Genomic DNA, 25,266 nt, shown 5'->3' on the forward strand with positions numbered 1-25,266 from the left:
ATTATAATGAAATTAAAATATGTCCTTTTAACATTGCTTGTGGGATTGGTTTTTACTTCTTGCAGTAAGGATTCTGATTCGGATGCAACCAAAAATGCTGAACCCGACGAAATTAATGACTTTGTTTGGAAAGCAATGAATTCATGGTATTATTGGCAACCCAAAGTTGCTAATTTATCCGATAGCAAAATAGCTTCTATCAATAACTATGCTAATTTTATTAATGGAAAAACCCCCGATGCGCTTTTTTATTCGCTCCTTTATCAAAGAGGAACTGTGGATAGATTTTCCTGGATTGAAAACAGTAATGAAGTGGTGTATGCCTCAAAAATTGCCGAAGTTAAAAAAAGTAGTGGTTTTAGTTATGGTCTTTATCCTAAAGATTTGAATAATGTAAATTTGGTAGCCTTGATAAATTATGTTGTACCAGATTCACCTGCGGCTTTAGCAGGATTGAAAAGAGGTGACGTTATTACAAAAATAAATGGTAAACAACTTACTTCAAACAATTATGATCAGTTAGAGGATACACAAGTGACCTTTACTTTGGCTGCAAGTGTTGGGTTTGTAAGTACAGGTTTGGTAACTACTGACAAAGCAGGAACTGTAAATGTAACCCAAGCCGACATTGATGAAAACCCGGTTGCTTATTACGAAAAGAAAGTATATGGCAGCAAAAACATTGGGTATTTGGTGTATAATAGTTTCAAATCAGATTATAATGATGAACTTAATGCTGCTTTCGCCAAAATGCAATCGGATGGAATTAATGAATTGGTTTTAGATTTAAGATACAATGGTGGCGGATCATTAGAAACTGCTGTTGCTCTGGCGCAAATGATTAACGGAAGTTTTACCAATAAGCCTTATATTTATTTAGATTTCAATGATAAACACAATAGCGAAGATGGTTTTGAATACCTTTCAGACAAAGTTAGGATTTTTAACTTGGTTGATAACGAACCCACTTTTGAGAGAGAAGAAAGTATAAATAGCCTTTCTTTGACAAAAATCTATGTTTTAGTTAGTTTTGAAACGGCTTCTGCCAGTGAACTCACTATTCAATGTTTAAAAAAATACATTGACGTGGTTACGATAGGCGATGAAACAGTAGGTAAATTTGTAGGATCTATCACTCTATATGATAGTCCTGAATATGATTATACTTCATATACTAACAGAAGCACCAAACACAAATGGCAATTGCAACCCATTACTTTTTCCTATTACAACAAAGACAAAGACGTAAATCCAACTAAAATTACACCGAATCATGATATTAATCCATATTTAGTTTTTAATAATCTAGTTGAATTTGGAAACGTAAAAGACCCATATTTAAAAAAGGCTCTTGAACTAATTACCGGGCAAACTTTGTCCTCTAAAACTCAAAGCGCTGAAAGAATATCTTTTAGAAATAATAATCTTGCGGCATTCAACCCTACAAATGCTGCCAAAGGATTGTATATTGAAGATTTTAAAAATTTAAAAAAATAAGAATTAGTATAACTAAGACGAAAGTTTAGAATTGGCTGTAAAAGGCTATTCTGTAAAAATAATTTCGGTGAAAGAAATATAAAATATTGGTTCATAAAACTTTAAAAGCCTGTTTCAAAATATTTGAAACAGGCTTTTTTTATAAAAAAATTAAGCTTTTGCAAAACGCTTAATTTTGCAACTTACGATTAAAAAATACTATCTTTACCGATTAAACGTTTTAAGAACTTAAGTTGTGCCGGTCACAACACTACATATAAAATTATGGCATGTGCAAGTTGTTCAACCGCTGATGGTGGTGCACCAAAGGGTTGTAAAAATAACGGGACTTGCGGCACCGATAGCTGCAATAAATTAACGGTTTTCGACTGGCTTTCTAATATGAGTCTGCCTAATGGCGAAGCGCCATTTAACTGTGTTGAAGTCCGTTTTAAAAATGGAAGAAAAGAGTTTTACCGCAATACCGAAAAATTAACTTTGAGTATAGGAGATATTGTGGCTACGGTAGCTTCACCGGGTCATGACATCGGAATTGTTACGCTTACCGGTGAACTGGTTCGTATCCAAATGAAGAAAAAAGGCATCAATCCGGATGCTACGGATATTCCAAAAATTTACCGAAAAGCTTCTCAAAAAGACATCGATATCTGGACGGCTTCCCGAAATAAGGAAGAACCAATGAAAGTACGTGCGCGTGAATTGGCAATTATTCAAAAACTGGAAATGAAAATTTCTGATATTGAATTTCAGGGCGATGGATCGAAAGCAACTTTCTATTATACGGCTAATGACCGTGTGGATTTCCGTCAGTTAATTAAAGATTTTGCTAAAGAATTCAGCACCCGAATCGAGATGAAACAGGTCGGTTTTCGTCAGGAAGCGGCCCGTTTGGGAGGAATTGGTTCCTGCGGAAGAGAGTTGTGTTGTTCAACCTGGTTAACTGATTTTAGAAGTGTGAATACTTCGGCAGCACGTTACCAACAATTGTCGTTGAATCCGCAAAAATTAGCGGGACAATGTGGAAAATTGAAATGCTGTCTGAATTATGAATTAGACACTTACATGGACGCTTTAAAAGGCTTTCCGGAATTTGAAACTAAATTAATCACCGAAAAAGGAGATGCGGTTTGTCAAAAACAAGATATTTTTAAAGGCTTAATGTGGTTTGCTTATACCAATAATTTTGCTAACTGGCACGTTTTAAAAGTAGATAAGGTTAAAGAAATCATTGCCGAAAACAAGTTAAAAAAGAAAGTAGCTTCTTTAGAGGATTTTGCTATGGAAGTGACTCAGGAAGTTGAAAAAGACTTTAATAATACGGTAGGTCAGGAAAGTTTAACCCGTTTTGACCAACCTAAAAGAAACAAAAGAAACCATAAAAAGATTAAAAGACCTGCTGAAAACGCCGCTGCTGCAGCTCCAAATGCTAATGCTAAAAAAGGAGCTAATAACAAATCAGGAAACAAAGGAAATCAGGCATCTCAGGCTACAGCCGGACAACCAAAACCTGCCGGAGAAAAAAAGTTTAAAGGACCTGGAAAACCGTCAACGAATAAAAAAAAATGAGGCTAAAAAATAGCATTTTAATACTTTTAGTAAGTGTGCTCTTTTTTTCTTGTGATAAAAAAAGGGTTTTTGATGAATATAAATCTGTGGGCAGTGCCTGGCACAAAGACAGCGTGGTTTCTTTCAATTTACCTGAATTGGATTCGACTAAAAAATATGATCTTTTTATAAACATCAGGGACAATAACAATTATCCGTTTAACAATCTTTTCTTGATTGTAACGTTAGAAAAACCTAATGGTTACACTAAAGTAGATACTTTAGAATACCAAATGGCAGCTCCCGACGGAACTTTGTTGGGGAATGGATTTACTGATATCAAAGAGAGTAAATTGTATTACAAAGAGAATGTAAAGTTTAGAGGAAAATACAAACTCAATATCAAACAGGCTGTCAGAGAAAGCGGAAAAGTTCCCGGTGTAACAGCCCTTGAAGGCATTACAGAAGTAGGTTTAAGAATTGAAAAAAAAGAATAAATAGTTTATGGCAACTAACAAAAAGATAAATAATACCGATCACGATTTTAAGTATTATACTAAGAAATTTTGGAAGCTTTTCTTTTATGGAATGGGAGCAATTATGTTGTTTTTTCTCTTTGCTTCCTGGGGACTTTTTGGTTCCATGCCTTCATTTGAAGATTTAGAAAATCCGGATTCTAATTTAGCTACCGAAATTATCTCTTCTGACGGAGTAGTTATTGGAAAATATTTTCAGGTTAACCGTTCACAATTAAAGTATTCCGACTTGCCTAAAAATTTGGTGGATGCTTTGGTAGCAACCGAAGATGAGCGTTTTTACGAGCATTCAGGAATTGACGGTCGCGGAACTTTAAGAGCTGTTTTGAGTTTAGGAACTAACGGAGGAGCGAGTACTTTAACTCAACAATTGGCGAAACAACTGTTTCATGGTGAAGGCTCTAAATTTTTACCTTTTCGTATCGTTCAAAAAATAAAAGAATGGATTATCGCTATCCGATTAGAAAGACAATATACTAAGAACGAGATTCTTGCGATGTATTGCAATGTTTACGATTTTGGAAATTATGCTGTAGGTGTTAGCTCTGCTGCACATACTTATTTTTCTAAATCTCCAAAAGAATTAACGGTGGATGAATCGGCAATTTTAGTGGGAATGTTTAAAAATTCCGGATTGTACAACCCGGTTAGAAATCCTGTGGGAGTAAAAAACCGCAGAAATGTAGTGCTTGCGCAAATGGAAAAAGCGCACATGATTACCAAGGCTGAAAAAGAAAAATTACAGGCTTTGCCTATTACGCTGCACTTTAAATTAGAAAGTCACCGCGAAGGAATGGCTACTTATTTCAGAGAATATTTGAGAGAATATATGAAAAAATGGGCCGAAACGAATAAAAAACCGGATGGTTCGGATTACGATATTTACAAAGACGGTTTAAAAATTTATACTACAATCGACTCCAGAATGCAGGCACATGCCGAAGAAGCAGTTTCGGCACACATGGCTAATTTGCAGGAAGAATTTTTTATTCAGCAAAAGACCAATAAAAATGCTCCATTTGTTAATATTACTGAGAAAGAGACTAACCGAATTTTGAAATTAGCAATGAAAAATTCAAACCGTTGGTATGTGATGAAATCCATGGATAAATCCGAAGACGAGATTATTGAATCTTTCAATAAGAAAACAAAGATGACTGTGTTTACCTGGAAAGGAGAACGCGATACTATCATGACACCTTTGGATTCTATTCGTTATTACAAACACTTTTTACAGGCAGGTTTAATGGCAATGGATCCTCAAACCGGAAATATCAAAGCCTGGGTGGGAGGAATCAACTATAAATATTTTCAATACGATCACGTAGCGCAGGGAGCCAGACAGGTAGGTTCTACTTTTAAACCTTTTGTGTATGCCACGGCTATTGAACAATTAAATATGTCGCCTTGTGATTCAATTATCGATGCGCCGTTTACTATTCCGGCAGGACGTCATCACGTTACGGAAACCTGGACACCACGAAACTCTAATAACCGATACATGGGAATGGTTACTTTGAAAAAAGCCTTGGCTAATTCGATAAATACCGTTTCAGCTAAATTAATTGACAAAGTAGGTCCTGAAGCAGTTATTAAATTAACACACAAATTAGGAGTAAAAACTCAAATTCCGGCACAGCCTTCTATTGCACTTGGAGCCGTTGATATTACGGTGGAAGAAATGGTTGCGGCTTACAGTACTTTTGCCAATCAGGGTGTGTATAACAAACCGCAGTTTTTATCCCGAATTGAAGATAAAAGCGGCGTAGTGATTTACGAACCAATTCCGGAATCACACGACGTTTTGAATAAAGATATTGCCTTTGCAGTAGTTAAATTATTGGAAGGAGTTGTTGAAGGAGGTTCTGGTAATAGATTAAGATCTACCTACGGAGGAAACGGAGATAACCGTTGGACAGGTTATCCATATGCTTTTACCAATCCAATTGCAGGTAAAACCGGAACAACACAAAACCAATCTGACGGATGGTTTATGGGAATGGTTCCTAACTTAGTTACCGGAGTTTGGGTAGGTTGTGAAGACCGTTCAGCACGTTTTAAAAGTTTAACTTACGGACAGGGAGCTACGTCAGCCTTACCGGTTTGGGGTTATTTTATGAAATTGTGTTATAATGATCCAAACCTAAAAGTTTCCAAAGATCCGTTTGAACGTCCGGCTAATCTTTCTATCAGAGTAGATTGTTACCAGCCTAGAAAAGTAAATGATTCTATCGCTAAAGATTCCATTCAGTCTACGGATGAATTTGAATTTTAATAAACCTTGTTAATTTGATTTGTTGAGTATGACTGAAATTAAAATTGCAATTACTGATACAGAAATAGCTTCCTGCTGGGAAGCTATTTCTATATTACGACCTATGTTACAAAGAGAAAATTTTGTTTCTCAAATTCAGGATTTACAAAAAGAAGGCTATCATTTGCTTTATATTCAGGAAAAGGACAAAACGGTTGCAATTGCTGGTTATCGTGTCTATACGATGCTGTATTGTGGCAAAATGCTTTATTTGGATGATCTTTCAACATTGGAAGAATACCGAGGCCGGGGTTATGCAAGTCAGCTTTTAAATTATCTGAAAACAGTTGCCTTAGTAAACAATTGTGTTTCTATTCAGTTAGATTCCGGTCCGACAAGAACTACTGCGCACAAACTTTATTTCAAAGAGGATTTTACGATAAGTGCTTATCATTTTCATAAAAAAATAGAGTAAAAACTATAATTAAGGACGAATTGAAATATTGTTTTTTCTTTTGGAAATAAAGCCTTATTTTTAATATCAAAAGAAATCAATTCGATATGATTAATAAAACAGTAAAATCCGTTCAGGAAGCGCTTCAGGGAATTGAAGACGGTATGACTTTGATTCTGGGAGGTTTTGGTTTGTGTGGCATTCCGGAGAATTCTATTGCCGAATTGGTTCGAAAAGAAACAAAACAACTCACTTGTATTTCGAATAATGCCGGAGTAGATGATTTTGGTTTAGGTTTGCTTTTGCAAAAGAAGCAAATCAAAAAAATGATTTCTTCCTATGTGGGCGAAAACGCCGAGTTTGAACGCCAAATGCTTTCCGGCGAGCTCGAAGTAGAATTAATTCCTCAGGGAACTTTGGCCGAACGTTGTCGAGCGGCTCAGGCAGGAATTCCCGCTTTTTACACTCCGGCTGGTTATGGAACTGAAGTTGCCATTGGCAAAGAAACCCGCGAATTCAACGGGAAAATGTATGTGATGGAGGAAGCATTCAAAGCCGATTTTGCTATTGTAAAAGCCTGGAAAGGCGATACGGCCGGAAATCTGATTTTTAAAGGAACCGCCCGAAATTTTAATCCGGCTATGGCAGGTGCGGCAAAAATCACCATTGCCGAAGTGGAGGAATTGGTGGAAGCCGGAACTTTAGATCCCAACCAAATTCATATTCCCGGGATTTTTGTACAACGTATTTTTCAGGGTGAGAAATACGAAAAACGAATTGAGAAACGTACGATTAGGATAAAAAATTAATCAATTTTTTAATTTAAAAATGTAGCAATTCTATGGAAAAAGAAAATATAATAGTTTCAAAAACGATTGATTTTGCTTTAGAAATTATTTCTTTCTGTGAGCTTTTAGAACAAAATAGAAAATTTGTAATTGCAAATCAATTATTAAAATCTGGAACTAGTATAGGTGCAAATGTTCATGAAGCGCAAAATGCTGAAAGCAGAGCAGATTTCATTCATAAAATTAAAATTGCTGCGAAAGAAATTGAAGAAACAAAATATTGGTTATTATTGTGTGAGAAATCGCTAAATTATCCATTTGAACCTATTTTGAAATCGAAAATTAATGAAATTGGTCTTATTGTATATAAAATTATTAGTAGCAGTAAATCTCGATAATTGGTAAATTATTATATTGATTAATTCACACATTGTTTATGTTAACAAAAGAAGATATAGCAAAAAGAATAGCCCAGGAACTCCAAGACGGCTTTTACGTTAATTTAGGGATAGGAATTCCTACTTTGGTGGCTAACTATATACCAGATGGAATAAACGTCGAATTTCAAAGTGAAAATGGTGTTCTGGGCATGGGGCCTTTTCCTTTTGAGGGCGAAGAAGACGCTGACCTTATCAATGCGGGTAAACAAACTATTACCACGCTAGCAGGAGCAAGTTTTTTTGATTCGGCAATGAGCTTTGGGATGATTCGCGGTAAACATGTTGATTTAACTATTCTTGGCGCTATGGAAGTGGCTGAAAACGGAGATATTGCCAATTGGAAAATTCCCGGTAAAATGGTCAAAGGTATGGGTGGTGCCATGGATTTGGTGGCTTCTGCCGAAAATATTATCGTGGCCATGATGCATGTTAACAAAGCCGGAGAAAGTAAAATTCTAAAAAAATGTTCGTTGCCGTTAACGGGAGTAGGTTGCGTAAAGAAAATCGTAACGGAACTGGCCGTGATGGAAATTACGCCAAAAGGAATTAAATTATTAGAAAGAGCTCCCGGAATATCGGTTGAACATATTATCGCTTCCACCGAAGCCGAATTGATTATCGAAGGAGAAATCCCCGAAATGACAATCAATTAAAAAAATAAACCGCAAATTCACAGATTTAATTTGCGAATTTGCGGTAAATTGACTTTGCGAACCTTGCGAAAAAACTTAGTGTCCTTGTGGTTAAATTTTATAAATTCTCAAAGAAATCATTTCCTTTATCATCGGTGATAATAAAAGCAGGGAAATCTTTAATGGTAATTTTACGTACCGCTTCCATTCCTAATTCTTCAAAGTCAACCACTTCAACGGAAAGAATATTTTCTTTAGCCAAAATAGCTGCCGGTCCTCCGATAGAACCCAAATAGAATCCACCGTAAGTTTTACAGGCGTTCATCACATCTCTGGTACGATTTCCTTTAGCAAGCATTACCATACTTCCGCCATTTTTTTGGAACTCTTCCACATACACGTCCATACGTCCTGCGGTTGTAGGGCCAAAACTTCCTGATGGCATTCCGTCCGGAGTTTTAGCAGGTCCGGCGTAATATACCGGGTGGTTTTTAAAGTAGTCCGGCATTGGATTTCCGGCGTCTAATAATTCTTTGATTTTAGCATGTGCAATATCACGGGCTACAATCAGCGTTCCGTTTAGTTTCAAACGCGTTTTGATAGGGTATTTAGTCAATTCAGCCAAAATAGATTCCATTGGCTGATTCAAATCAACTTCAACGGCTTCTTCCAAGTGTGGAGGAGTAGCAGGTAAGAAACGTTGTGGATTAGCTTCTAATTGCTCAACGTAAATTCCGTCTTTGGTAATTTTTCCTTTAATATTTCTGTCAGCAGAACAAGAAACTCCCAATCCAACCGGACAAGAAGCAGCGTGACGTGGCAAACGGATTACACGAACATCATGCGTAAAATATTTTCCTCCAAATTGCGCTCCAATGGCACTTTCCTGGCAAATTTGCTGTACTCTTTTTTCCCATTCCAAATCACGGAAAGCCTGACCGGCCATGTTTCCGCTGGTTGGTAAATTGTCATAATATCCGGCTGATGCTTTTTTAACGGCGGCCAAATTCGCTTCGGCAGAAGTCCCTCCAATTACTAGAGCCAGGTGATAAGGCGGGCAGGCAGAAGTCCCTAAATCCATTATTTTAGCACGAATGAAAGCATCTAATGATTTTTCGTTAAGCAACGACTTCGTTTGTTGGTATAAATAGGTTTTGTTAGCCGAACCTCCTCCTTTTGCTAAAAACAAAAATTCATAAGAATCTCCTTTTTTTGCATAAATATCAACCTGAGCCGGAAGATTGGAACCGGAGTTCTTTTCTTCAAACATGCTGATAGGTACAATTTGAGAATAACGAAGATTTCTCTCCTGATAGGTATTAAAAATCCCTTTTGAGAGCCATTCAGCATCATCAACACCTGTGTATACGTTTTCTCCTTTTTTTGCCATTACAATCGCTGTTCCGGTGTCCTGACAGGAAGGTAATTGTCCGTCAATGGCCACAGCAGCGTTTTGTAACAAATTATAAGCCACAAATCTGTCGTTATCGGTTGCTTCCGGATCGTCCAAAATTGCTTTTAATTTTTCTAAATGAGAAGTTCGCAACATAAAAGAAACGTCTTTCATGGCTTCCTGAGAAAGTAATTCCAAGCCTTTAGGGTCAACAGTTAGGATTTCGCGATCTCCTAGTTTTTCTACTTTTACGTAGTCAGAAGTTATTTTACGGTATTGGGTATCGTCTTTTAAAATTGGATAAGGATCCTGATAAATAAAGTCCATTAGTATTTTATTTTTTTGACAAATATAAAAATTATTTAGCGTAGCCACAGTCTTTTAACAGCTGTGATTCTTTCGTAAAATCAAACTTTTTGTTACAAAAACAAGCAAAAAGAGATGATATTTATGCAATACCATCTCTTTGTTTTTACGATTAATGTTTTAAAAACTAGCTTAATAGGCTGGTAACTAAAAATAAAATCATTAACCCTATCGCGATGTACTTAGTGTATTTTGACATTTTTATTATTGGTTTAAGTTATTAGAATTATTTATTATGGCCTGGTGCATAGTATTTGGCACTTTTACTTCCTGTCATTTTTTTAGCCTGTCCCGGAGGTATTTTTCCTGAAGGTGTTGTGGTTATCGGATGAATTCGGCAACTCATTAAACTACTAAGTAAAAATAGCAAAGCTATGTGTTTTGAATATTTCTTCATTTTATACGATTTGGGTAAATATAAAATTTGTTTTTTTATCGTTTCAAAAGAATGAAAAATAGATTAGATATCCTATTATCGTTTAAGATATATTTATCATTTTTATTAAAAAAACCAACTTGCCACGAAAATCGCAGTAATCACACAAATCACATCTACCAAAAGCATGGTTGGCAAGGCGTAGCGGGTATTTTTAATATTTACAGAACCAAAATAAACCGCGATGACATAAAAGGTACTTTCGGCGCTGCATTGGAAAATGCTGCTCAAACGTCCTGTTAAAGAATCCGCACCAAAAGTATTCATCGAATCAATCAAAAATCCTCTCGAACCTGCAGAGCTAAAAGGTCTGAGCAAAGCCACAGGCAATGCATCTACAATTTCTTTATTGACGCCCATATTGGAGAATACAAATCCAAGTCCGTTACTGATAATTTCGAATAAACCGCTGTTTCTAAACAAGGAAATGGCGACTAACATCCCCAAAACATAAGGGAAAATAGTCACTCCGGTTTTTACTCCGTTGTTAGCACCGGAAACAAAAGCATCAAAAACGGTGGTTTTGGCTTCGGTAAATTTCTTTTCTTTCATAAAGGAAAAGACCAAGGTAATGATGATAATTCCCAATAAAATTAAAGCCGAAAGATTTGTTGTAAAATAGTTTTTTCCAATTAAATCCAAATGATTTACATACATTAATAACCCAATAATCGCTGCAATTAAAGCCATCAAAGCAGCCACAAGGGAAACACTTTTGAAATTGATTTTCTGTCTGGCTCCTACAATCAAAAATGCCGCAATAGTTCCAATAAACGAGGTGATAATACAAGGCAGCATCACATCGGCTGGGTTGGCTGCATTGGCCGCTGCACGATAACCAATGATAGAAGTGGCAATAAGTGTCAATCCCGAAGCATGCAAGCACATAAACATAATTTGGGCATCGCTGGCCTTGTCTTTTTCAGGATTGAGTTCCTGCAAACTTTCCATGGCTTTTAATCCAAAAGGCGTTGCAGCCGAATCCAATCCTAAGAAATTGGCAGCAAAATTAAGCGTCATATATGAAATGGACGGATGGTTTTTTGGGATACTAGGAAATACTTTCACAAAAACCGGACTCAAGACTTGAGCCAGTTTTCCCGATGCTCCCGAAATAATTAACAATTCCATCAAACCACAAAAGAAAGCCAGATAAGCAATCAATGGAAGAATTAAATCGACCAAAGTACTTTTACAAGTTGGTAACAAACCATCCGATTTTTGAATTCCGCTGAATATTTTAACCGTTTTGTTTTTGTAAACATAAGTGGTGTCTGCATTGAGCGTATCCCGATTGATAATCATCGTTTGATCTGGTGCATTTTTGATACTGTCTTTGATAAAAGCAGGTAGTTCTTCGGCGTATTTTTCGGCAATTAAAATGGGATCGTCTTTTTTTCCATTCAATGCGCTATCAATTGTATAAGTCTCTGATGTGAACAAACTCACCACAATAAAGGCAATAGACGAAATAAATATTGCCAGCCAAAATCTGCTTAATACCATAATTTTTTAATTTTTGTAAAAATAATAATTCAATGTCAATCTCAATCTAAAAAATCAATTTCAATCCAAAAAGGAGTTTTTTTATTGTTATTGAATTTTGTAATTGTTATTGAAATTTACACATGAATAATCTCATCCTCAATCAGTAAATCTTCTCTTCGTAAACGAAGGAAAATCTGTGCCACGGCTATGGTGTCTTTTTCGCAATAGGTCACAATGCGGTCAATGTCTTTTTCCACATAAAAAACATGCCCTACCTGACTGCCGTCGATATCGCCTTTTGGCGAAGGAATTCCCAGTACTTTACACATCAGTTTTAAAGAAGTGAAATGCTTGTAATCGCCAAATTTCCATAATTCCAAAGTGTCCAAATGAGGAATTTCCCATGGTTTTTTGCCAAAAAGATTCAGCTTGTCCGGTATCGCAATACCGTTGATAATCATTCGGCGCGCCAAAAACGGAATGTCAAATTCTTTGGCATTGTGTCCGCACAGTAAATGCTGAGATCCGTTGAAATGGTTGTTCAGCAAATTGTTAAAATCCTTCAAAAGTTTAGCTTCATCACCAAAAAAAGAAGTGACTCTAAAGTTGCGAACATCGCCTTTAATGACAAAAAAACCAACAGATATACAGACAATTTTTCCAAATTCGGCCCAAATTCCGGCACGGTCATAAAACTCCTCGGCTGAGAAATCATCCTTGCGCTGGTATTGGGTTTTTTGTTCGTACAAAGCCTGCATGTCGCTGTCCAATTCGTTAAAATCGGCTGTTTCCGGAACCGTTTCAATGTCCAGAAAGAGAATATTATTGAGATTTATTTTTTCTATCATAACGATGGATTTTGGTATGAATTGTTTTTCTGAGCCAGCATTTTATAGGTCTCTTCCAGATAAATGTAAAAATCATCATTGTGCGGATTGCCGCTTGAACTCTTAATTTCCCGATGTCCCAGTCGGACAACAATTAAATGATCTTCCGGAATTACAATGACATATTGTCCTAAATGCCCGCGCATGTAGTACACTTTTTTGTTTTTAAACTGACATAGCCACCAGCCGTAACCGTATTGAGGAGAATCTTTAAAGCGTGGTCGCACCGATTTTGCCACAAAACTACTGTCTAAAATAGTTTTTCCGTTCCATTTTCCATGTTGTAAATAGAGTTTGCCAAAACGCGCAAAATCCCTGGCATTACTGGCAATGCAGCAAAAAGCTTTGACCAATCCTTTTTTATCGGTTTGCCAAAAAGCATCACTTTTGGCTCCCATAGGTTTCCAAAAAGATTCCGAAACATAATCAGCCAATGGTTTTCCGGTGGCTTTTTCGATACACATGGCCAAAAGTTGGGTGTTGCCACTCAGATATTTATACTGTTTTCCGGGTGTTTCAACATTTTTTAAATTCAAAATTACCGGTTTTAAATCTTCATCAAAATAGGCTTGAGTTGTCACCGAAAAGGGGTCATAGTAGGCTTCGTCCCAATTCAATCCCGAAGCCATCGAAGCCAGGTCTCCAACGGTCATTTGTGCCGATTTTCCTTTAGAAAATTCCAGAAAAAAATCGGCTACTTTTTGATCTAAACTTTGAATTTTTCCATCCATAATTGCCTTTCCAAGTGCTGAAGTTACGATGCTTTTGGCCATGGAAAAGGAATTGGATTTGGAGTCTTTGCTGTAATTATCATAATAGTTTTCGTTCCAGATACAATCATTTTTGATAATTAAAAAAGCTACAGTTCCCGTTTTTTGATGTGTTTTTTCAAGTCTTTCTGTTGGTCTTACTCGATTGTAATCTTTGGCAATAGGCCAAGGTTGCGGTTGATTGCTTTTTTGAATAATAGAGTTGTCAAAATATTGATAATCATCTAAAAAAGCAGTAGAATGTCCGTTGAAATACGTTATTCTGACAGCTCGTAATAAATAATCTTTTTTGAAAATATAGAGGGAAAGAATCAAAACTGCTATAAATACTAGTAATCTAAACAGAAATTTTTTGACTTTTTTCATGTATCTGGAGTTTGTTCAGTACGAATTTACATAAAAAATAAAAGGAAATATTTTTGTTAGAACAAAAGTTCTTGTCTTCGGGCTGGATTTTCGTGTTCCAATAACCATTTTTTGCGCCACAATCCGCCGGCATAACCCGTGAGCGAACCATCGCTGCCGATAACTCTGTGGCAGGGAACCACAATCCACAACGGATTTTTACCATTGGCGGAAGCAACCGCCCGAATGGCTTTGACATCGCCTAATTTTTTGGATAAGTCCAAATAACTGATGGTTTTTCCAAAGGGAATTTTGATTAAAGCTTTCCATACTTTTTGTTGAAAATCAGTTCCGGAAGGATTCAGTTTAAAACTGAAATCAGTTCTTTTTCCTTCGAAATAATCATTCAATTGAGAAACGGCTTGCTGTAAAACTTCAGGGATATTTTCAGAAATGCTGCCTTCATCAGCAATTGAAATAACCGAAATTCCGTATTCATCGCCTTGGATTTTGGCAATACCAAGTGGAGTTTTAATATAAACAGTTGATTTTTCTTCAGACATTTTTCAAATCTTATGAGGTTAAAAATGCGATGGCTTCCTGAGCAATTTCCGAGGGATTTCCTTTTGGTGTAGCCAATAAAATATCCGTAAAAAGAGCCGTTTTTTTGAGTTCTACGAATTCTAATTCGGGAAAATTATGTGTTTTTTGGATGGTTGTAGGAACGATAGAAACGCCCAGCCCGTTTTTAACCAACTGAATTATCGACGATATATTGTTAGACTCGTGGACGACTTTGGGATTAAATCCGTATTGCGAGCAAATTTGCAACAAGGCATCGTAAAACTGTGGCGCATAATCTTTGTTGAAAAATACAAAAGTTTCCTCTTTCAATCGGGTAAAATCTGCTTCGGAATGAATGTCGTATCGATTTCGATTAAAAACAAGTGAAAAACTGTCTCTGAACCATAATTTTGACTCGATTTTGGGCGAATGCAAAGGCGCGCGAATAATTCCTAAATCGATTTTACCGCTTTCTAAAGCCGCAATTTGTTTGACAGTCGGGACTTCGTACAATCGGAAATTAACATAAGGATATTTATTCGATAAAAATTGAATCAGCTTGGAAATATCGCCTGAAAAAGTCGAACTCACATAGGCAATCCGGAATTCACCGCTTTGATTTTCGCTGATTTTTTTAGTCGTTTGGTTGATTCGCTCCAAATTCTGCAACAATTCCTGAATTTCTTTTTGGTAATATTTTCCGGCATCGGTTAGGATTACGCGTTTGTTGTTTCGCTCAAAAAGTGTGGCTCCTAATTCCGTTTCCAGTTCTTTAATTTGACGGCTCAAAGGAGGTTGGGAAATGAATAATTTATCGGCGGCGCGAACAAAACTCAGTTCTTCCGCTAATTTGAGAAAATATTTTAAATGCCGTAATTCCATAAATACTTGTTAGGTATTATTTGTTGACAAAATAAGCATTTTTATGTTATATATAAAAATTATAGGTTTGTTAAAAAAATTAGTTATTATGAAAAAATCAACAGTAAAAGAAATCAGAGAACGTTTTGATAACGAGGTGGAACGATTCTCTAATTTGGAAACAGGGCAGGTGGCGACTATGGATGCCAAAATGGTTTTAGAATTGATTACTTGTACGGCCAGAGCTGTAAAACCGCAGGCTAAAACGATTTTGGACATAGGCTGTGGCGCGGGGAATTATACTTTGAAAATGCTTTCTAAAGTGCCGGATTTAGATTGTACTTTGATTGATTTGAGCCAAAATATGTTAGATAAAGCACAGGAACGCGTTTCGCAAGAAACAAGCGGAAAAGTGGAAAGTATTCAGGGCGATATTAGGGATGTGATCTTGCCACAGAATCATTTTGATATTATTTTGGCAGGAGCCGTTTTGCATCATTTGCGAGAGGATGCTGATTGGGAATTGGTTTTCCAAAAATTGTTCGACAGTTTAACGCCGGGAGGCTGTTTGTTAATTTCTGATTTATTGGTTCAGGATCATCCGGAAGTCAATAAATTAGTTTGGAAAATGTATGCGAATTATTTGCAACAGCATGGAGGAGCGGAGTATCAACAAAAAGTATTTGATTATATTGAAAAAGAAGATACGCCAAGGTCAATGTTTTTTCAATTAGATATGATGAAAAAAGTAGGTTTTTCCAGTGTCGAAATTTTGCATAAAAATGCCTGTTTTGGAGCTTTCGGCGGGATTAAGTAGTTTAAAATTACAAAATCCGGTAAATTATAAAAGAAGAAAACCATCTCAATTTAGAGATGGTTTTTGTGTGTTTAGCCCTGATGGAAACGGCATCCTTTATGTTTTTTCTTTAAAAACATAAAGATATAGTGAACAGCAGGAAATAGCTCCATATTTTAAATCGGCTGACCTTTAATTATTTTATCGTTGAGTTGATATAGGCTTCTAAACCCTGTAATTCCTTATCAGAGAAAGTTTTTGTCAAATTCAGATTTGCCTGCATCACGGCAAATTGCGAAGGATCTACAATAGCTTCGCTTTCACCTTTAAGGAATGTAACCATATTTCCGTTTTTTTCTTTGTATATTTTCGCTATTTCGGTTAAGCTGGGACCAATTAGTTTTTCATCGGTTTTGTGACAGGAAATGCAGTTTCCTTTGCTTTCAAAAATTACTTTTCCCAGTTCTTCAGGAGCTAATTCTTTATCTTCTGCAGCAACGGTCGTTTGTTCTTCTGTTGGTTCCTGTTTCCCAAAAGATTCCTGACTTTCTTTTTTACAGGAAAATACAATAAGAGTCAAACTAAGGAGTATTATTTTTTTCATCTTTTTATAATTTTATTCTCAAATGTACATTTTCTTTTAAAGATAACAAATGACAAATATCAGTTTACTGATTCAAAAGAATAGCGGCTTCTTTAGCAAAATAAGTTGAAATAAGGCTCGCTCCGGCACGTTTGATACACATTAGCTGCTCCATCATGATTTTGTCATTGTCCAGCCAACCTTTTTCAGCAGCGGCTTTAATCATCGCGTATTCGCCCGAAACATGATAAACGGTTACCGGAACATTCACAGCGTTTTTTACTTCGCGTACGATGTCTAAATAGGCGATTCCAGGCTTAACCATGACCATGTCGGCACCTTCTTCAACGTCCCAAAGGGCTTCTTTTACGGCCTCAATGCGATTTGCATAGTCCATTTGATACGTTTTCTTGTCTTTTGGTACAACCACATCGGCTTCTTTAGGAGCGGAGTCTAAAGCATCGCGAAACGGTCCGTAAAATGCCGATGCATATTTAGCTGAATAACTCATGATGCCCACATTGTGAAAACCGGCAGCATCCAATCCCTGGCGTAATCTTAAAACTCTTCCGTCCATCATGTCGGATGGTGCTACAAAATCGGCTCCGGCCTCCGCATGTGAAACCGCCATTTTTACCAAAGCATCGTTTGTCGAATCATTTTCTACATCGCCATTAGCAATAATTCCGTCATGACCGTAAATAGAGTAGGGATCTAAAGCTACATCAGGCATTACAATCATTTCCGGACAGGCTTCTTTGATCGCACGAATGGTTTGTTGCATCAAACCATTAGGATTCCAGGCTTCTTTACCGGTATTATCTTTTAGATTTTCGCTTACTTTTACGTAGATATTCACTGCACGAATGCCTAAAGCGAATAATTCCTCCACTTCTTCCACCGTTAAATCTATCGAACGACGGAAAATTCCCGGCATCGATGGGATTTCTACTTTTACATTTTCGCCTTCGGCAATAAACATTGGAAACATAAAATCACTCGGACTTAATGTAGTTTCACGAACTAAACTTCTAATCGATTCGTTAATACGTAATCTTCTGCCTCGTTGTAATGGGAACATATATTATAGTTTTTCAAGCTCCGTAGGAGCGTAATATTTATAGATTGTTTTCAGTTCTGTTTTTTAGCTCCAGAGGAGCGGCATCTTATATATCTTCGAATAGATATTCATTCTTAAAATCAATATTAAACAATTTTAAAAATTCTATATATTCTTCTTTAAATGTTTTTGTCTTGTGATGTTCTTTCTGATTTTGAATATAATTAATAACATTTGTCAATTGTGAATGACTATAAGTGAATGCTCCAAACCCCGTTTGCCATTCAAATTTACCATTTATCCATCTTTTTTCATTGATAAACCGCGAAGAATTGGCTTTTATATCTCTTACCAAATCTGATAAAGCTTTATTGGGCTTCAATCCAATAAGGATATGAATATGATCTGGCATTCCGTTAATGGCAATTAATTTTTGACCTTCATTTGTAACAATTCCAGTTATATATTTATACAATTCATCTTTCCATTTATTAGAAATCAGATTTTGTCTTCCCTTGACAGCAAAGACAATTTGAATATATAACTGTGAATAGGTATTTGCCATTGTAAATATCTTGTTGCTATAAATATGGCGCTCCTACGGAGCTCAAATGAACACAATAAATTGTTTCTATAAATATAGCGCTTCTCTGAAGCTTTAAATCCAATTAACAGGTTTTTCTAATACTTTCAACAATTTTTCTTCTTCACTTCCCGCTTCCGGATGATGGTTATAAACCCATTGTACATGTGGTGGTAAACTCATCAAAATAGATTCAATTCTTCCATTGGTTTTTAAGCCAAACAAAGTGCCTTTGTCGTGAACCAAATTGAATTCTACATAACGACCACGACGGATTTCCTGCCAGTTTCTTTGAGCTGCTGTATAGGGTAGATCTTTTCTTCGTTCTACAATTGGAACATAAGCTTCCAGGAAACTATTTCCAACTTCAGTAACGAAATTGAACCAATTCTCCATAGACATTTCTGGAGTTGCTTTACAATAATCGAAAAACAATCCGCCAAGACCGCGGGCTTCGTTACGGTGTGCATTCCAGAAATAAGTATCACATTGTTTTTTATATTTTGGATAAAACTCCGGATTGTGTTTGTCGCAAGCCGTTTTGCAAGTTTGATGAAAGTGCTTTGCATCTTCTTCAAACAGATAATAAGGAGTTAAATCCTGTCCGCCACCAAACCACTGCTGGAATACATTACCTTTATCATCGTACATTTCAAAATAGCGCCAGTTAGCATGAACTGTTGGGACCATTGGGCTTTTCGGATGAATGACCAAACTCAGTCCGCAGGCAAAAAAATTAGCTTCGCCTACGTTGAATAGTTTTTGCATAGAATCCGGTAATTTACCGTGAACTGCAGAGATATTCACTCCGCCTTTTTCAAAAACGGCTCCGTTTTCAATTACGCGGGTTCTTCCGCCACCGCCTTCAGGGCGTTTCCAAAGATCTTCACGGAATTTGGCTTGACCATCAATAGCTTCCAGTCCTGCTACGATTTGGTCTTGGAGATTTTGAATGTAGGCGTAAAATTTGTCTTTCATTATAAATTGGCTTTTACAGCCGCTATTTTATTAAAAATTCCAAACGAAAAAGTTTTGCTCTCTGTTTGGATGTAATTGTAAATGCTAAGTGCTTTTTCTTTGAAATTAAACTGATTTTCTTTTGAAAAATTAATCAAAAAATCAGCAAATTGCTCTTTGTGATCCCAGTCCAGGTGCAATCTTTCTAAAAGTATAATTAAATCTTCGGATGAAATTGAAGCCAGACTTTCAATATTGAGTCCGAAATCTTTTAAAGCTTCTTCAATTTTATCTAAATCAAAAGCTTTTTCAGGTACAAAAACCAACGAATGCAATGTTTTGAGTACATTGTCAATTCTGATTTTTTCTTCGTCTCTTAAGCCTTTGTTTAGCATTTTATTTGGTTGTTAGTTGCTAGTTGTTAGTTGACAGTTACTATGATTTTTCAAACAACTATCAACTAACAACTGTCAACAATTAATTTCCGTATTCTTTCACTGCATCAATAAACGCTTTAGCGTGATCTACAGGAATATTTGGTAAAATTCCGTGACCTAAATTCACTACATACTTGTCTTTACCGAATTCGTCAATCATTTCGTGTACCATTTTTTTGATGGTTGGAATTGGCGAAAGCAATCTAGACGGGTCAAAATTTCCTTGTAGAGTCACATTTCCACCTGATAAATAACGAGCGTTTCTGGCCGAACAAGTCCAGTCTACACCAAGAGCCGAAGCCTTACTTTTACCCATTTCATTTAAAGCAAACCAACAACCTTTTCCGAAAACAATAACCGGAGTGATTTCTGCCAAAGCCTCAACAATTTGGTTGATGTATTTCCATGAAAATTCCTGATAATCTGTAGGAGACAACATTCCACCCCAGGAATCAAAAATCTGAACGGCATTAACACCTGTTTTTACTTTTTCTTTTAAATATAAAATGGTAGTATCGGTGATTTTTTGTAATAAAGTGTGGGCTGCAACCGGATCGGAGAAACAGAAACCTTTAGCTGTATCAAAACTTTTCGACCCTTTTCCTTCTACAGCATAACAGAAAATCGTCCAGGGCGAACCAGCGAAACCAATCAAAGGCACTTCGTCGTTCAGCATTTCCTTAGTCAGTTTCACAGCGTCAAATACGTAACCTAAAGTTTCATTCACGTCCGGAACAAAAACCTGATTGACCTGTTCCATGGTACGGATTGGATTTGGGATAATCGGACCTAAATTGTCTTTCAACTCAACGTGAATTCCCATCGCTCTTGGCACTACAAGGATATCCGAAAACAAAATCGCAGCATCCGGAGCAATACGACGAATAGGCTGTACGGTGATTTCGGCAGCTAATTCAGGAGTTTCACAACGGGTGAAAAAATCATATTTATCACGTAAAGCCCTGAATTCCGGTAAATATCTTCCTGCCTGACGCATCATCCAAACCGGTGGACGTTGTACAGTTTCTCCTTTTAGTGCTTTTAAAAATAGGTCGTTTTTTATCATTTTTTTTAAGCTATTGGCTATTAGCGGTAAGCTATTAGCATTATAATTATTTATTTTCGATTAAGCTAAAAGCTAATTACTGATAGCTAAATGTTTATTTATATTCTTCGATTACGGCTTCAATCACATCTTCAATTGTCGGTTCAGCGGCAATGACGATGTTTTTGGTTTTATTTTCTAATGCTGCTGCGGTGGTTTCGCCTATGCAAAAGCAAACTTCTTTAGTGATTTTATTATTAGTCAGATAACTTTCAACAGCCGAAGGACTAAAAAACAAAATTCCATCAAAATTTTCCTCTTTGGAAATTTTAAATGGAGCTAATTTAGTTTGGTAAACCTCGATTTCATTGAAAGTGATACCAGCATTTTTCAGTGCTTTTGGTAAGGTTTCTTTGCGTAGATTTCCGCTGAAAAAAGTATAGCTTTCTTTGTTGTAGATAAGCGTGATTATTTCTGCCAATTCAGATGCGTAATCCATATAAGCTTCTACTTTAAAACCATTTGCCTCCAGCAAATCTTTGGTTTTTTCACCTACACAAAATACATTTTTAGATTTAAGTTTTTCCCAGTCCTTTTGTTCCAATAAACTTAAAACAGCATTTTGACTGCTGAAAATCAAATTAGTATTGATTCCTTTTAATTCAAAAGGAGTGTTTTTGATTTCGATGAAATCCTGTTCTAAAAGGTCAAAACCGGCATCAAGAAAAGCCTGACGTTGTGCTACAGCTAAAGTTTTGGTCGAAAGAATACTGATTTGACTCATTACTTTTTCAAATTAGTTTTAATAGCATCCATAAGTTGGGCGCCGCCATTTTCCAGAATTTCTTTGGCTGAGTGGAATCCAAGTTTTTTCCATTCGGAAATGTCAACTACTTTGTTGATTTCTATTTTTTGTTTTCCGTCCAAAGAGAATAAAACGCCATCAAAATGTATGGTGTCCTCTTCTTCATTGTATTTGGCTAAAGCACCAATAGGAGCGGTACAACCGCCTTCTAAGGTTCTTAAAAACTGACGTTCGATATAAGTACAAACTTCTGTTTCGATGTCATTTAATTGGGAAACGGCATCCAAAGTATAATCATCATTTGCCATAACGACCACTAACATAGCGCCCTGAGCTGGTGCGGGAATCATCCAGTCCAGGTCGATATAATCACCCGGTTTTAAGTTGATTCGTTCCAGTCCGGCAGCGGCAAAAACAGCTCCGTTCCAGTCGTTGTCCTGTAGTTTTTGCATTCGGGTATTTACATTTCCGCGTAAATCCACTACGGTATGATTAGGGTATTTGTTGAGCCATTGCGCCTGACGACGTAAACTTCCGGTGGCAATTGTTCCGTTGCTTTCCAGAAAATCTAAGTTTCCTTTGTGAACTAAAATATCCAGGGTGTTGGCTCTTTTTAAAACAGCTCCCTGAACAATTCCTGTAGGCAAAGCAGTAGGGACATCTTTCATGGAATGAACGGCAATATCCACATCGCCGTTAATCATTGCAATATCCAGTGTTTTAGTAAAAATTCCGGTGATTCCCAATTCGTAAAGAGGTTTGTCAAGAATAATATCGCCTTGTGATTTTACGGCAACAATTTCGGTTTTATAACCCAAATCGTTTAGTTTCTTTTGAACAGTATGTGCCTGCCATAAAGCGAGTTCGCTATCTCTTGTCCCGATACGTATTGTTTTTTCTGCCATTTTGTTTTACATCATAACTTAAATTATGATTTAGTTAAATTTATGAAAATTGGTGTAATTTGTGTTGAAAAATTATTTCACTACAGCTTCAATTTTAAAGACTTTTTCAATCCATTCAATGCTTTCATCTACCATGGTGTTTTCATCTTTGAGATGATTGGCAAAATGAGTCGTGATTTTTTGAATGATTCTGTTGCTGATGATTTCGGCTTGTTTTTCGTTAAAATCGGCTATTTTTTTACTTTGAAAATCCAATTCTGAATTTTTGATTTCATTCAGTTTGGCTTTCAGCGCATTGATGGTTGGGGCAAATTTTCGACCTTTTGTCCAAATTTTGAATTCGTCTTTTATTTCTTCGATGATGGCTTCTGCAGCAGGAATGTGTTTTTTTCTGTTCTCCAAAGTTTCATCGGTTATTTGCGATAAGTGATCCATGTGAATCAATGTTACTCCTTCAATTTCGGTAACATTTTCATTTACATTTTTAGGAATGGACAAATCTAAAATCAGTAAAGGTTTTTTCAGATTTAAAATTGCTTTGTCCACGGTTGGATTTTGAGCGCCGGTAGCTACAACTAAAACATCCGCTTTTTGTAATTCCAGTTGTAAATCGGCATAATCTTTTACCACCAAATCCAGTTTCTCAGCCAGTTTTTCAGCCTTGTCTTTGGTTCTGTTGATAAGGGTAATTTGTTCGTGTTTGGTATGTTTTACCAGATTTTCACAGGTGTTTCTCCCAATTTTTCCTGTTCCGAAAAGCAGGATATTTTTATTGGCAATATCTTCAACATTTTTGATAATATATTGAACTGATGCAAAGGAAACAGAGGTTGCTCCGGAAGAAATTTCAGTGTCGGTTTTGATTTTTTTACTTGCCTGAATCACCGAATTGACTAAACGTTCCATGAAAGCGTTTACTAAACCATAGGATTTACTTTGAATAAAGGCATTTTTGATTTGGCTGATGATTTCAAAATCACCTAAAATCTGACTGTCTAATCCGGTTCCTACGCGAAACATGTGGTTGACCGCTTCCTGATTTTTATAGATGTAGGCTACTTCCTGAAATTCCTGAACCGAACCATTACTGTTTTCACAAAGCAGTTTGATAAGCTCATAAGGATGATTGGCAAAACCATAGATTTCGGTTCTGTTACAGGTTGAAGTTACAATTAAAGCTTCAATTCCTTCGGCTTCAGCCTGAGTTAACAGAATAGATTGAGCTTTGGCATCTAAGCTAAATTTTCCTCTAATCGTTGCATCTGCTTTCTTATAACTTAGTCCTAAAGCGTAAAAAGTGGTATTTCTGGACATATTAAAACTTTCCATAATTATACTTTCCTTAAAAAAGTTCTACAAAAGTATTATTAACTATTTTATAAAAACAACGCTGTAAGTTCTTTTTGTGTCGCTAAGAGACACTTTGGTCTTAAATGGTCATTATAAAATCGATTCTATTCGAAAAATCAGTAAAAACAGTTGTTTTTAGAATATTTGTGTAGATTTATTCTAAATAACTAATTACAAATAACTATTTTTATATAAGCAAAAAATATCGCTGAGGGTTCTGGTAAATTGTTATTAAATGGCAGTGAGAAGTGTATATTGTAAAATTATATAACAATTTATGCTGAGGTATTTTTCAATTGCATTTAAATAAAAACGCTACCCTTTACGGGAGCGTTTTTATTTTCAAAAAGAATTATTTTTGAACTATTGGAGTTCTTAATGACTCTAATACAGCAACAATATCGGTGTAAAGTTCTGTATTGGAAGCCACACCATTTGTGTTAGCAGCTGCGCCTACATAACCTACAAATTTGGTGTAATCCGCATTAGAAGATTTTGTTCCCATACGCGGATTTTTAGCCGGGTTGTGAGCATCGGCCATACTTAAACCCGAATACATATTTACTGAATTTGTTCCTCCGGTATTGTAGGAGAAGAAGTCGGTTAAGTTATCTACTAATATGGCTAAATTAGTTGTGTTTCCTGCATCAACTTCAGTTAAAAGTGGCGCAAAATGAGCTCCTAGATTTCCGGATGCATTCGCCTCGACATCTGCCACAATAAGCCCTACAGTAGAATTTATTACTTTACGGTAAGATAAGCGTCCTTGTTCAATCATTTGACCGGAATTATCAGGATCAGCAACCATAGTAGTTCCCCCCAATCGGACATAAATCGAAGCTTTTACTTCCGGATCATCATTGTCATTACATGAGGTTAATGCAGCCGATGCAATTAACAAAACACTAAGCGTAAGTTTTGAAAAATTTTTCATAATAATGGGATTTAAAGGTTAATTAAAAAAATGATTTACGGTTTTAAATAATTTGTAACTAAAGCTGTTTTGATCCATTGGACAAACCGCTTTGTTAGCCAGTTTAGCGTCAACGATAAAGCGTTTGGCTTTATAATCTCTTTTGTGCATTAATTCGTTGAATACCTTTTCTGAATTGGTCATTTTGTTATTGTGGAAATACACCACAACGTTTCTTTTTACAATAATCGAATCAGAAGTCAGGCCTTTGATGCTTCTTAAATCGGTACAAATTTGTTTCGCCTGCGCAGCATCGATGTTGTTTTCAAAGTCAATGCGACTCACCTGGATGTTTGCATTTTCATATTCGGCAGGTTTCACCGTTATTACGTGATACAACAAAATTGAGATGCATAAAAGCAAAATGCCTCCGATGATTAAAAGTCCTTTTTTAATTATGGGTTTCATTTTTAAAAGTTTTTTGGTTTTAAAAATCATTTACGAGTTATGGTTTGCTCTGGTTTTAATTTTTATGCGAAAAAGACTAATTTAGAATTGTTTTAAATACTAAAACGG

At 36.3% G+C, this 25,266-nt stretch carries 27 protein-coding genes; 9 read left to right on the plus strand and 18 right to left on the minus strand.

Going from position 1 to position 25,266, the window contains the following annotated elements; genetic code table 11:
* The first annotated feature begins 6 nt into the window (after nt 1-6).
* From H599_RS19820 to H599_RS0114095, 8 genes are all read left to right on the plus strand, one after another.
* Nucleotides 7-1,497 (plus strand): S41 family peptidase, encoded by a 1,491-nt coding sequence (locus tag H599_RS19820; protein ID WP_051590754.1) that lies wholly within the window; start codon nt 7-9, stop codon nt 1,495-1,497.
* Between the two features lie 264 nt (nt 1,498-1,761).
* Nucleotides 1,762-3,063 (plus strand): PSP1 domain-containing protein, encoded by a 1,302-nt coding sequence (locus H599_RS19825; protein WP_051590755.1) that lies wholly within the window; start codon nt 1,762-1,764, stop codon nt 3,061-3,063.
* Nucleotides 3,060-3,539 (plus strand): gliding motility lipoprotein GldH, encoded by a 480-nt coding sequence (locus H599_RS0114070; RefSeq protein WP_026714716.1) that lies wholly within the window; start codon nt 3,060-3,062, stop codon nt 3,537-3,539. The genes H599_RS19825 and H599_RS0114070 overlap by 4 nt, the downstream gene beginning before the upstream one ends.
* A gap of 7 nt (nt 3,540-3,546) precedes the next feature.
* Nucleotides 3,547-5,853, plus strand: a complete 2,307-nt coding sequence (locus H599_RS0114075) for a penicillin-binding protein 1A (protein WP_026714717.1) — start codon at nt 3,547-3,549, stop codon at nt 5,851-5,853.
* Between the two features lie 28 nt (nt 5,854-5,881).
* Nucleotides 5,882-6,307 carry a GNAT family N-acetyltransferase gene (locus H599_RS0114080; protein ID WP_026714718.1) on the plus strand — a complete coding sequence of 142 codons (426 nt, stop codon included), beginning with the start codon at nt 5,882-5,884 and terminating at the stop codon, nt 6,305-6,307.
* 86 nt (nt 6,308-6,393) lie between these two features.
* A complete protein-coding gene (locus H599_RS0114085) occupies nt 6,394-7,095 on the plus strand; it encodes a CoA transferase subunit A (protein ID WP_026714719.1) in 702 nt (233 codons plus the stop codon).
* A gap of 32 nt (nt 7,096-7,127) precedes the next feature.
* A complete protein-coding gene (locus H599_RS0114090) occupies nt 7,128-7,472 on the plus strand; it encodes a four helix bundle protein (RefSeq protein WP_026714720.1) in 345 nt (114 codons plus the stop codon).
* A 38-nt stretch (nt 7,473-7,510) separates the two neighbouring features.
* Nucleotides 7,511-8,167 carry a CoA transferase subunit B gene (locus tag H599_RS0114095; RefSeq protein WP_026714721.1) on the plus strand — a complete coding sequence of 219 codons (657 nt, stop codon included), beginning with the start codon at nt 7,511-7,513 and terminating at the stop codon, nt 8,165-8,167.
* A 97-nt stretch (nt 8,168-8,264) separates the two neighbouring features.
* Here the strand turns inward: H599_RS0114095 and H599_RS0114100 are convergent, their stop codons facing one another.
* The 7 genes from H599_RS0114100 to H599_RS0114130 all read right to left on the minus strand — a co-directional run bounded on the left by H599_RS0114100 (nt 8,265) and on the right by H599_RS0114130 (nt 15,277).
* Nucleotides 8,265-9,866: a fumarate hydratase gene (locus tag H599_RS0114100; RefSeq protein ID WP_026714722.1), complete on the minus strand. Its 1,602-nt coding sequence runs from the start codon at nt 9,864-9,866 to the stop codon at nt 8,265-8,267.
* A gap of 265 nt (nt 9,867-10,131) precedes the next feature.
* A complete protein-coding gene (locus H599_RS21040) occupies nt 10,132-10,302 on the minus strand; it encodes a hypothetical protein (protein WP_169736902.1) in 171 nt (56 codons plus the stop codon).
* Between the two features lie 105 nt (nt 10,303-10,407).
* Nucleotides 10,408-11,847: a nucleoside recognition domain-containing protein gene (locus H599_RS0114110; protein ID WP_026714723.1), complete on the minus strand. Its 1,440-nt coding sequence runs from the start codon at nt 11,845-11,847 to the stop codon at nt 10,408-10,410.
* 116 nt (nt 11,848-11,963) lie between these two features.
* On the minus strand, nt 11,964-12,677 hold the full coding sequence (locus H599_RS0114115; protein ID WP_026714724.1) for a 3'-5' exonuclease: 714 nt from the start codon (nt 12,675-12,677) through the stop codon (nt 11,964-11,966).
* Nucleotides 12,674-13,852 carry a serine hydrolase domain-containing protein gene (locus H599_RS0114120; RefSeq protein ID WP_026714725.1) on the minus strand — a complete coding sequence of 393 codons (1,179 nt, stop codon included), beginning with the start codon at nt 13,850-13,852 and terminating at the stop codon, nt 12,674-12,676. The genes H599_RS0114115 and H599_RS0114120 overlap by 4 nt, the downstream gene beginning before the upstream one ends.
* 56 nt (nt 13,853-13,908) lie before the next feature.
* Entirely contained in the window at nt 13,909-14,394 is a 486-nt protein-coding gene (locus tag H599_RS0114125; RefSeq protein WP_026714726.1) for a methylated-DNA--[protein]-cysteine S-methyltransferase, read from the minus strand.
* Nucleotides 14,395-14,404: 10 nt separating this feature from the next.
* Nucleotides 14,405-15,277, minus strand: a complete 873-nt coding sequence (locus H599_RS0114130; RefSeq protein WP_026714727.1) for a LysR family transcriptional regulator — start codon at nt 15,275-15,277, stop codon at nt 14,405-14,407.
* Nucleotides 15,278-15,365: 88 nt separating this feature from the next.
* On the opposite strand from H599_RS0114130, the gene H599_RS0114135 reads away from it, so the two are divergent.
* Complete coding sequence (locus H599_RS0114135) at nt 15,366-16,073, plus strand: class I SAM-dependent methyltransferase (RefSeq protein WP_026714728.1); 708 nt, start codon at nt 15,366-15,368, stop codon at nt 16,071-16,073.
* 175 nt (nt 16,074-16,248) lie between these two features.
* Here H599_RS0114135 and H599_RS0114140 read toward each other — a convergent pair whose 3' ends face one another.
* From H599_RS0114140 to H599_RS0114190, 11 genes are all read right to left on the minus strand, one after another.
* A complete protein-coding gene (locus H599_RS0114140; RefSeq protein WP_026714729.1) occupies nt 16,249-16,656 on the minus strand; it encodes a c-type cytochrome in 408 nt (135 codons plus the stop codon).
* A gap of 64 nt (nt 16,657-16,720) precedes the next feature.
* Nucleotides 16,721-17,716, minus strand: coding sequence for a porphobilinogen synthase (hemB, locus tag H599_RS0114145; protein ID WP_026714730.1), 996 nt, complete (start codon nt 17,714-17,716; stop codon nt 16,721-16,723).
* Nucleotides 17,717-17,801: 85 nt separating this feature from the next.
* Nucleotides 17,802-18,260, minus strand: coding sequence for an IS200/IS605 family transposase (tnpA, locus tag H599_RS0114150; protein WP_026714731.1), 459 nt, complete (start codon nt 18,258-18,260; stop codon nt 17,802-17,804).
* Between the two features lie 93 nt (nt 18,261-18,353).
* Nucleotides 18,354-19,256 (minus strand): oxygen-dependent coproporphyrinogen oxidase, encoded by a 903-nt coding sequence (gene hemF / locus H599_RS0114155; protein WP_026714732.1) that lies wholly within the window; start codon nt 19,254-19,256, stop codon nt 18,354-18,356.
* The gene (locus tag H599_RS0114160) at nt 19,256-19,630 is read right to left on the minus strand and encodes a hypothetical protein (RefSeq protein ID WP_026714733.1); all 375 of its coding nucleotides are present in this window, start codon (nt 19,628-19,630) and stop codon (nt 19,256-19,258) included. Before H599_RS0114160 ends, hemF begins: the two co-directional genes overlap by 1 nt.
* 82 nt (nt 19,631-19,712) lie before the next feature.
* Complete coding sequence (gene hemE / locus H599_RS0114165; protein WP_026714734.1) at nt 19,713-20,738, minus strand: uroporphyrinogen decarboxylase; 1,026 nt, start codon at nt 20,736-20,738, stop codon at nt 19,713-19,715.
* 94 nt (nt 20,739-20,832) lie between these two features.
* Nucleotides 20,833-21,501, minus strand: coding sequence for a uroporphyrinogen-III synthase (locus H599_RS0114170; protein WP_026714735.1), 669 nt, complete (start codon nt 21,499-21,501; stop codon nt 20,833-20,835).
* Nucleotides 21,501-22,427 carry a hydroxymethylbilane synthase gene (hemC, locus tag H599_RS0114175; protein ID WP_026714736.1) on the minus strand — a complete coding sequence of 309 codons (927 nt, stop codon included), beginning with the start codon at nt 22,425-22,427 and terminating at the stop codon, nt 21,501-21,503. Before hemC ends, H599_RS0114170 begins: the two co-directional genes overlap by 1 nt.
* Nucleotides 22,428-22,499: 72 nt before the next feature.
* The gene (gene hemA, locus H599_RS0114180; RefSeq protein WP_026714737.1) at nt 22,500-23,756 is read right to left on the minus strand and encodes a glutamyl-tRNA reductase; all 1,257 of its coding nucleotides are present in this window, start codon (nt 23,754-23,756) and stop codon (nt 22,500-22,502) included.
* A gap of 373 nt (nt 23,757-24,129) precedes the next feature.
* Entirely contained in the window at nt 24,130-24,711 is a 582-nt protein-coding gene (locus H599_RS0114185; protein WP_026714738.1) for a globin family protein, read from the minus strand.
* A gap of 18 nt (nt 24,712-24,729) precedes the next feature.
* Nucleotides 24,730-25,158 carry a hypothetical protein gene (locus H599_RS0114190; RefSeq protein WP_245600525.1) on the minus strand — a complete coding sequence of 143 codons (429 nt, stop codon included), beginning with the start codon at nt 25,156-25,158 and terminating at the stop codon, nt 24,730-24,732.
* Nucleotides 25,159-25,266 lie beyond the last annotated feature (108 nt).

This window comes from Flavobacterium daejeonense DSM 17708, assembly GCF_000425425.1.
In the GTDB taxonomy this organism is placed as follows: domain Bacteria; phylum Bacteroidota; class Bacteroidia; order Flavobacteriales; family Flavobacteriaceae; genus Flavobacterium; species Flavobacterium daejeonense.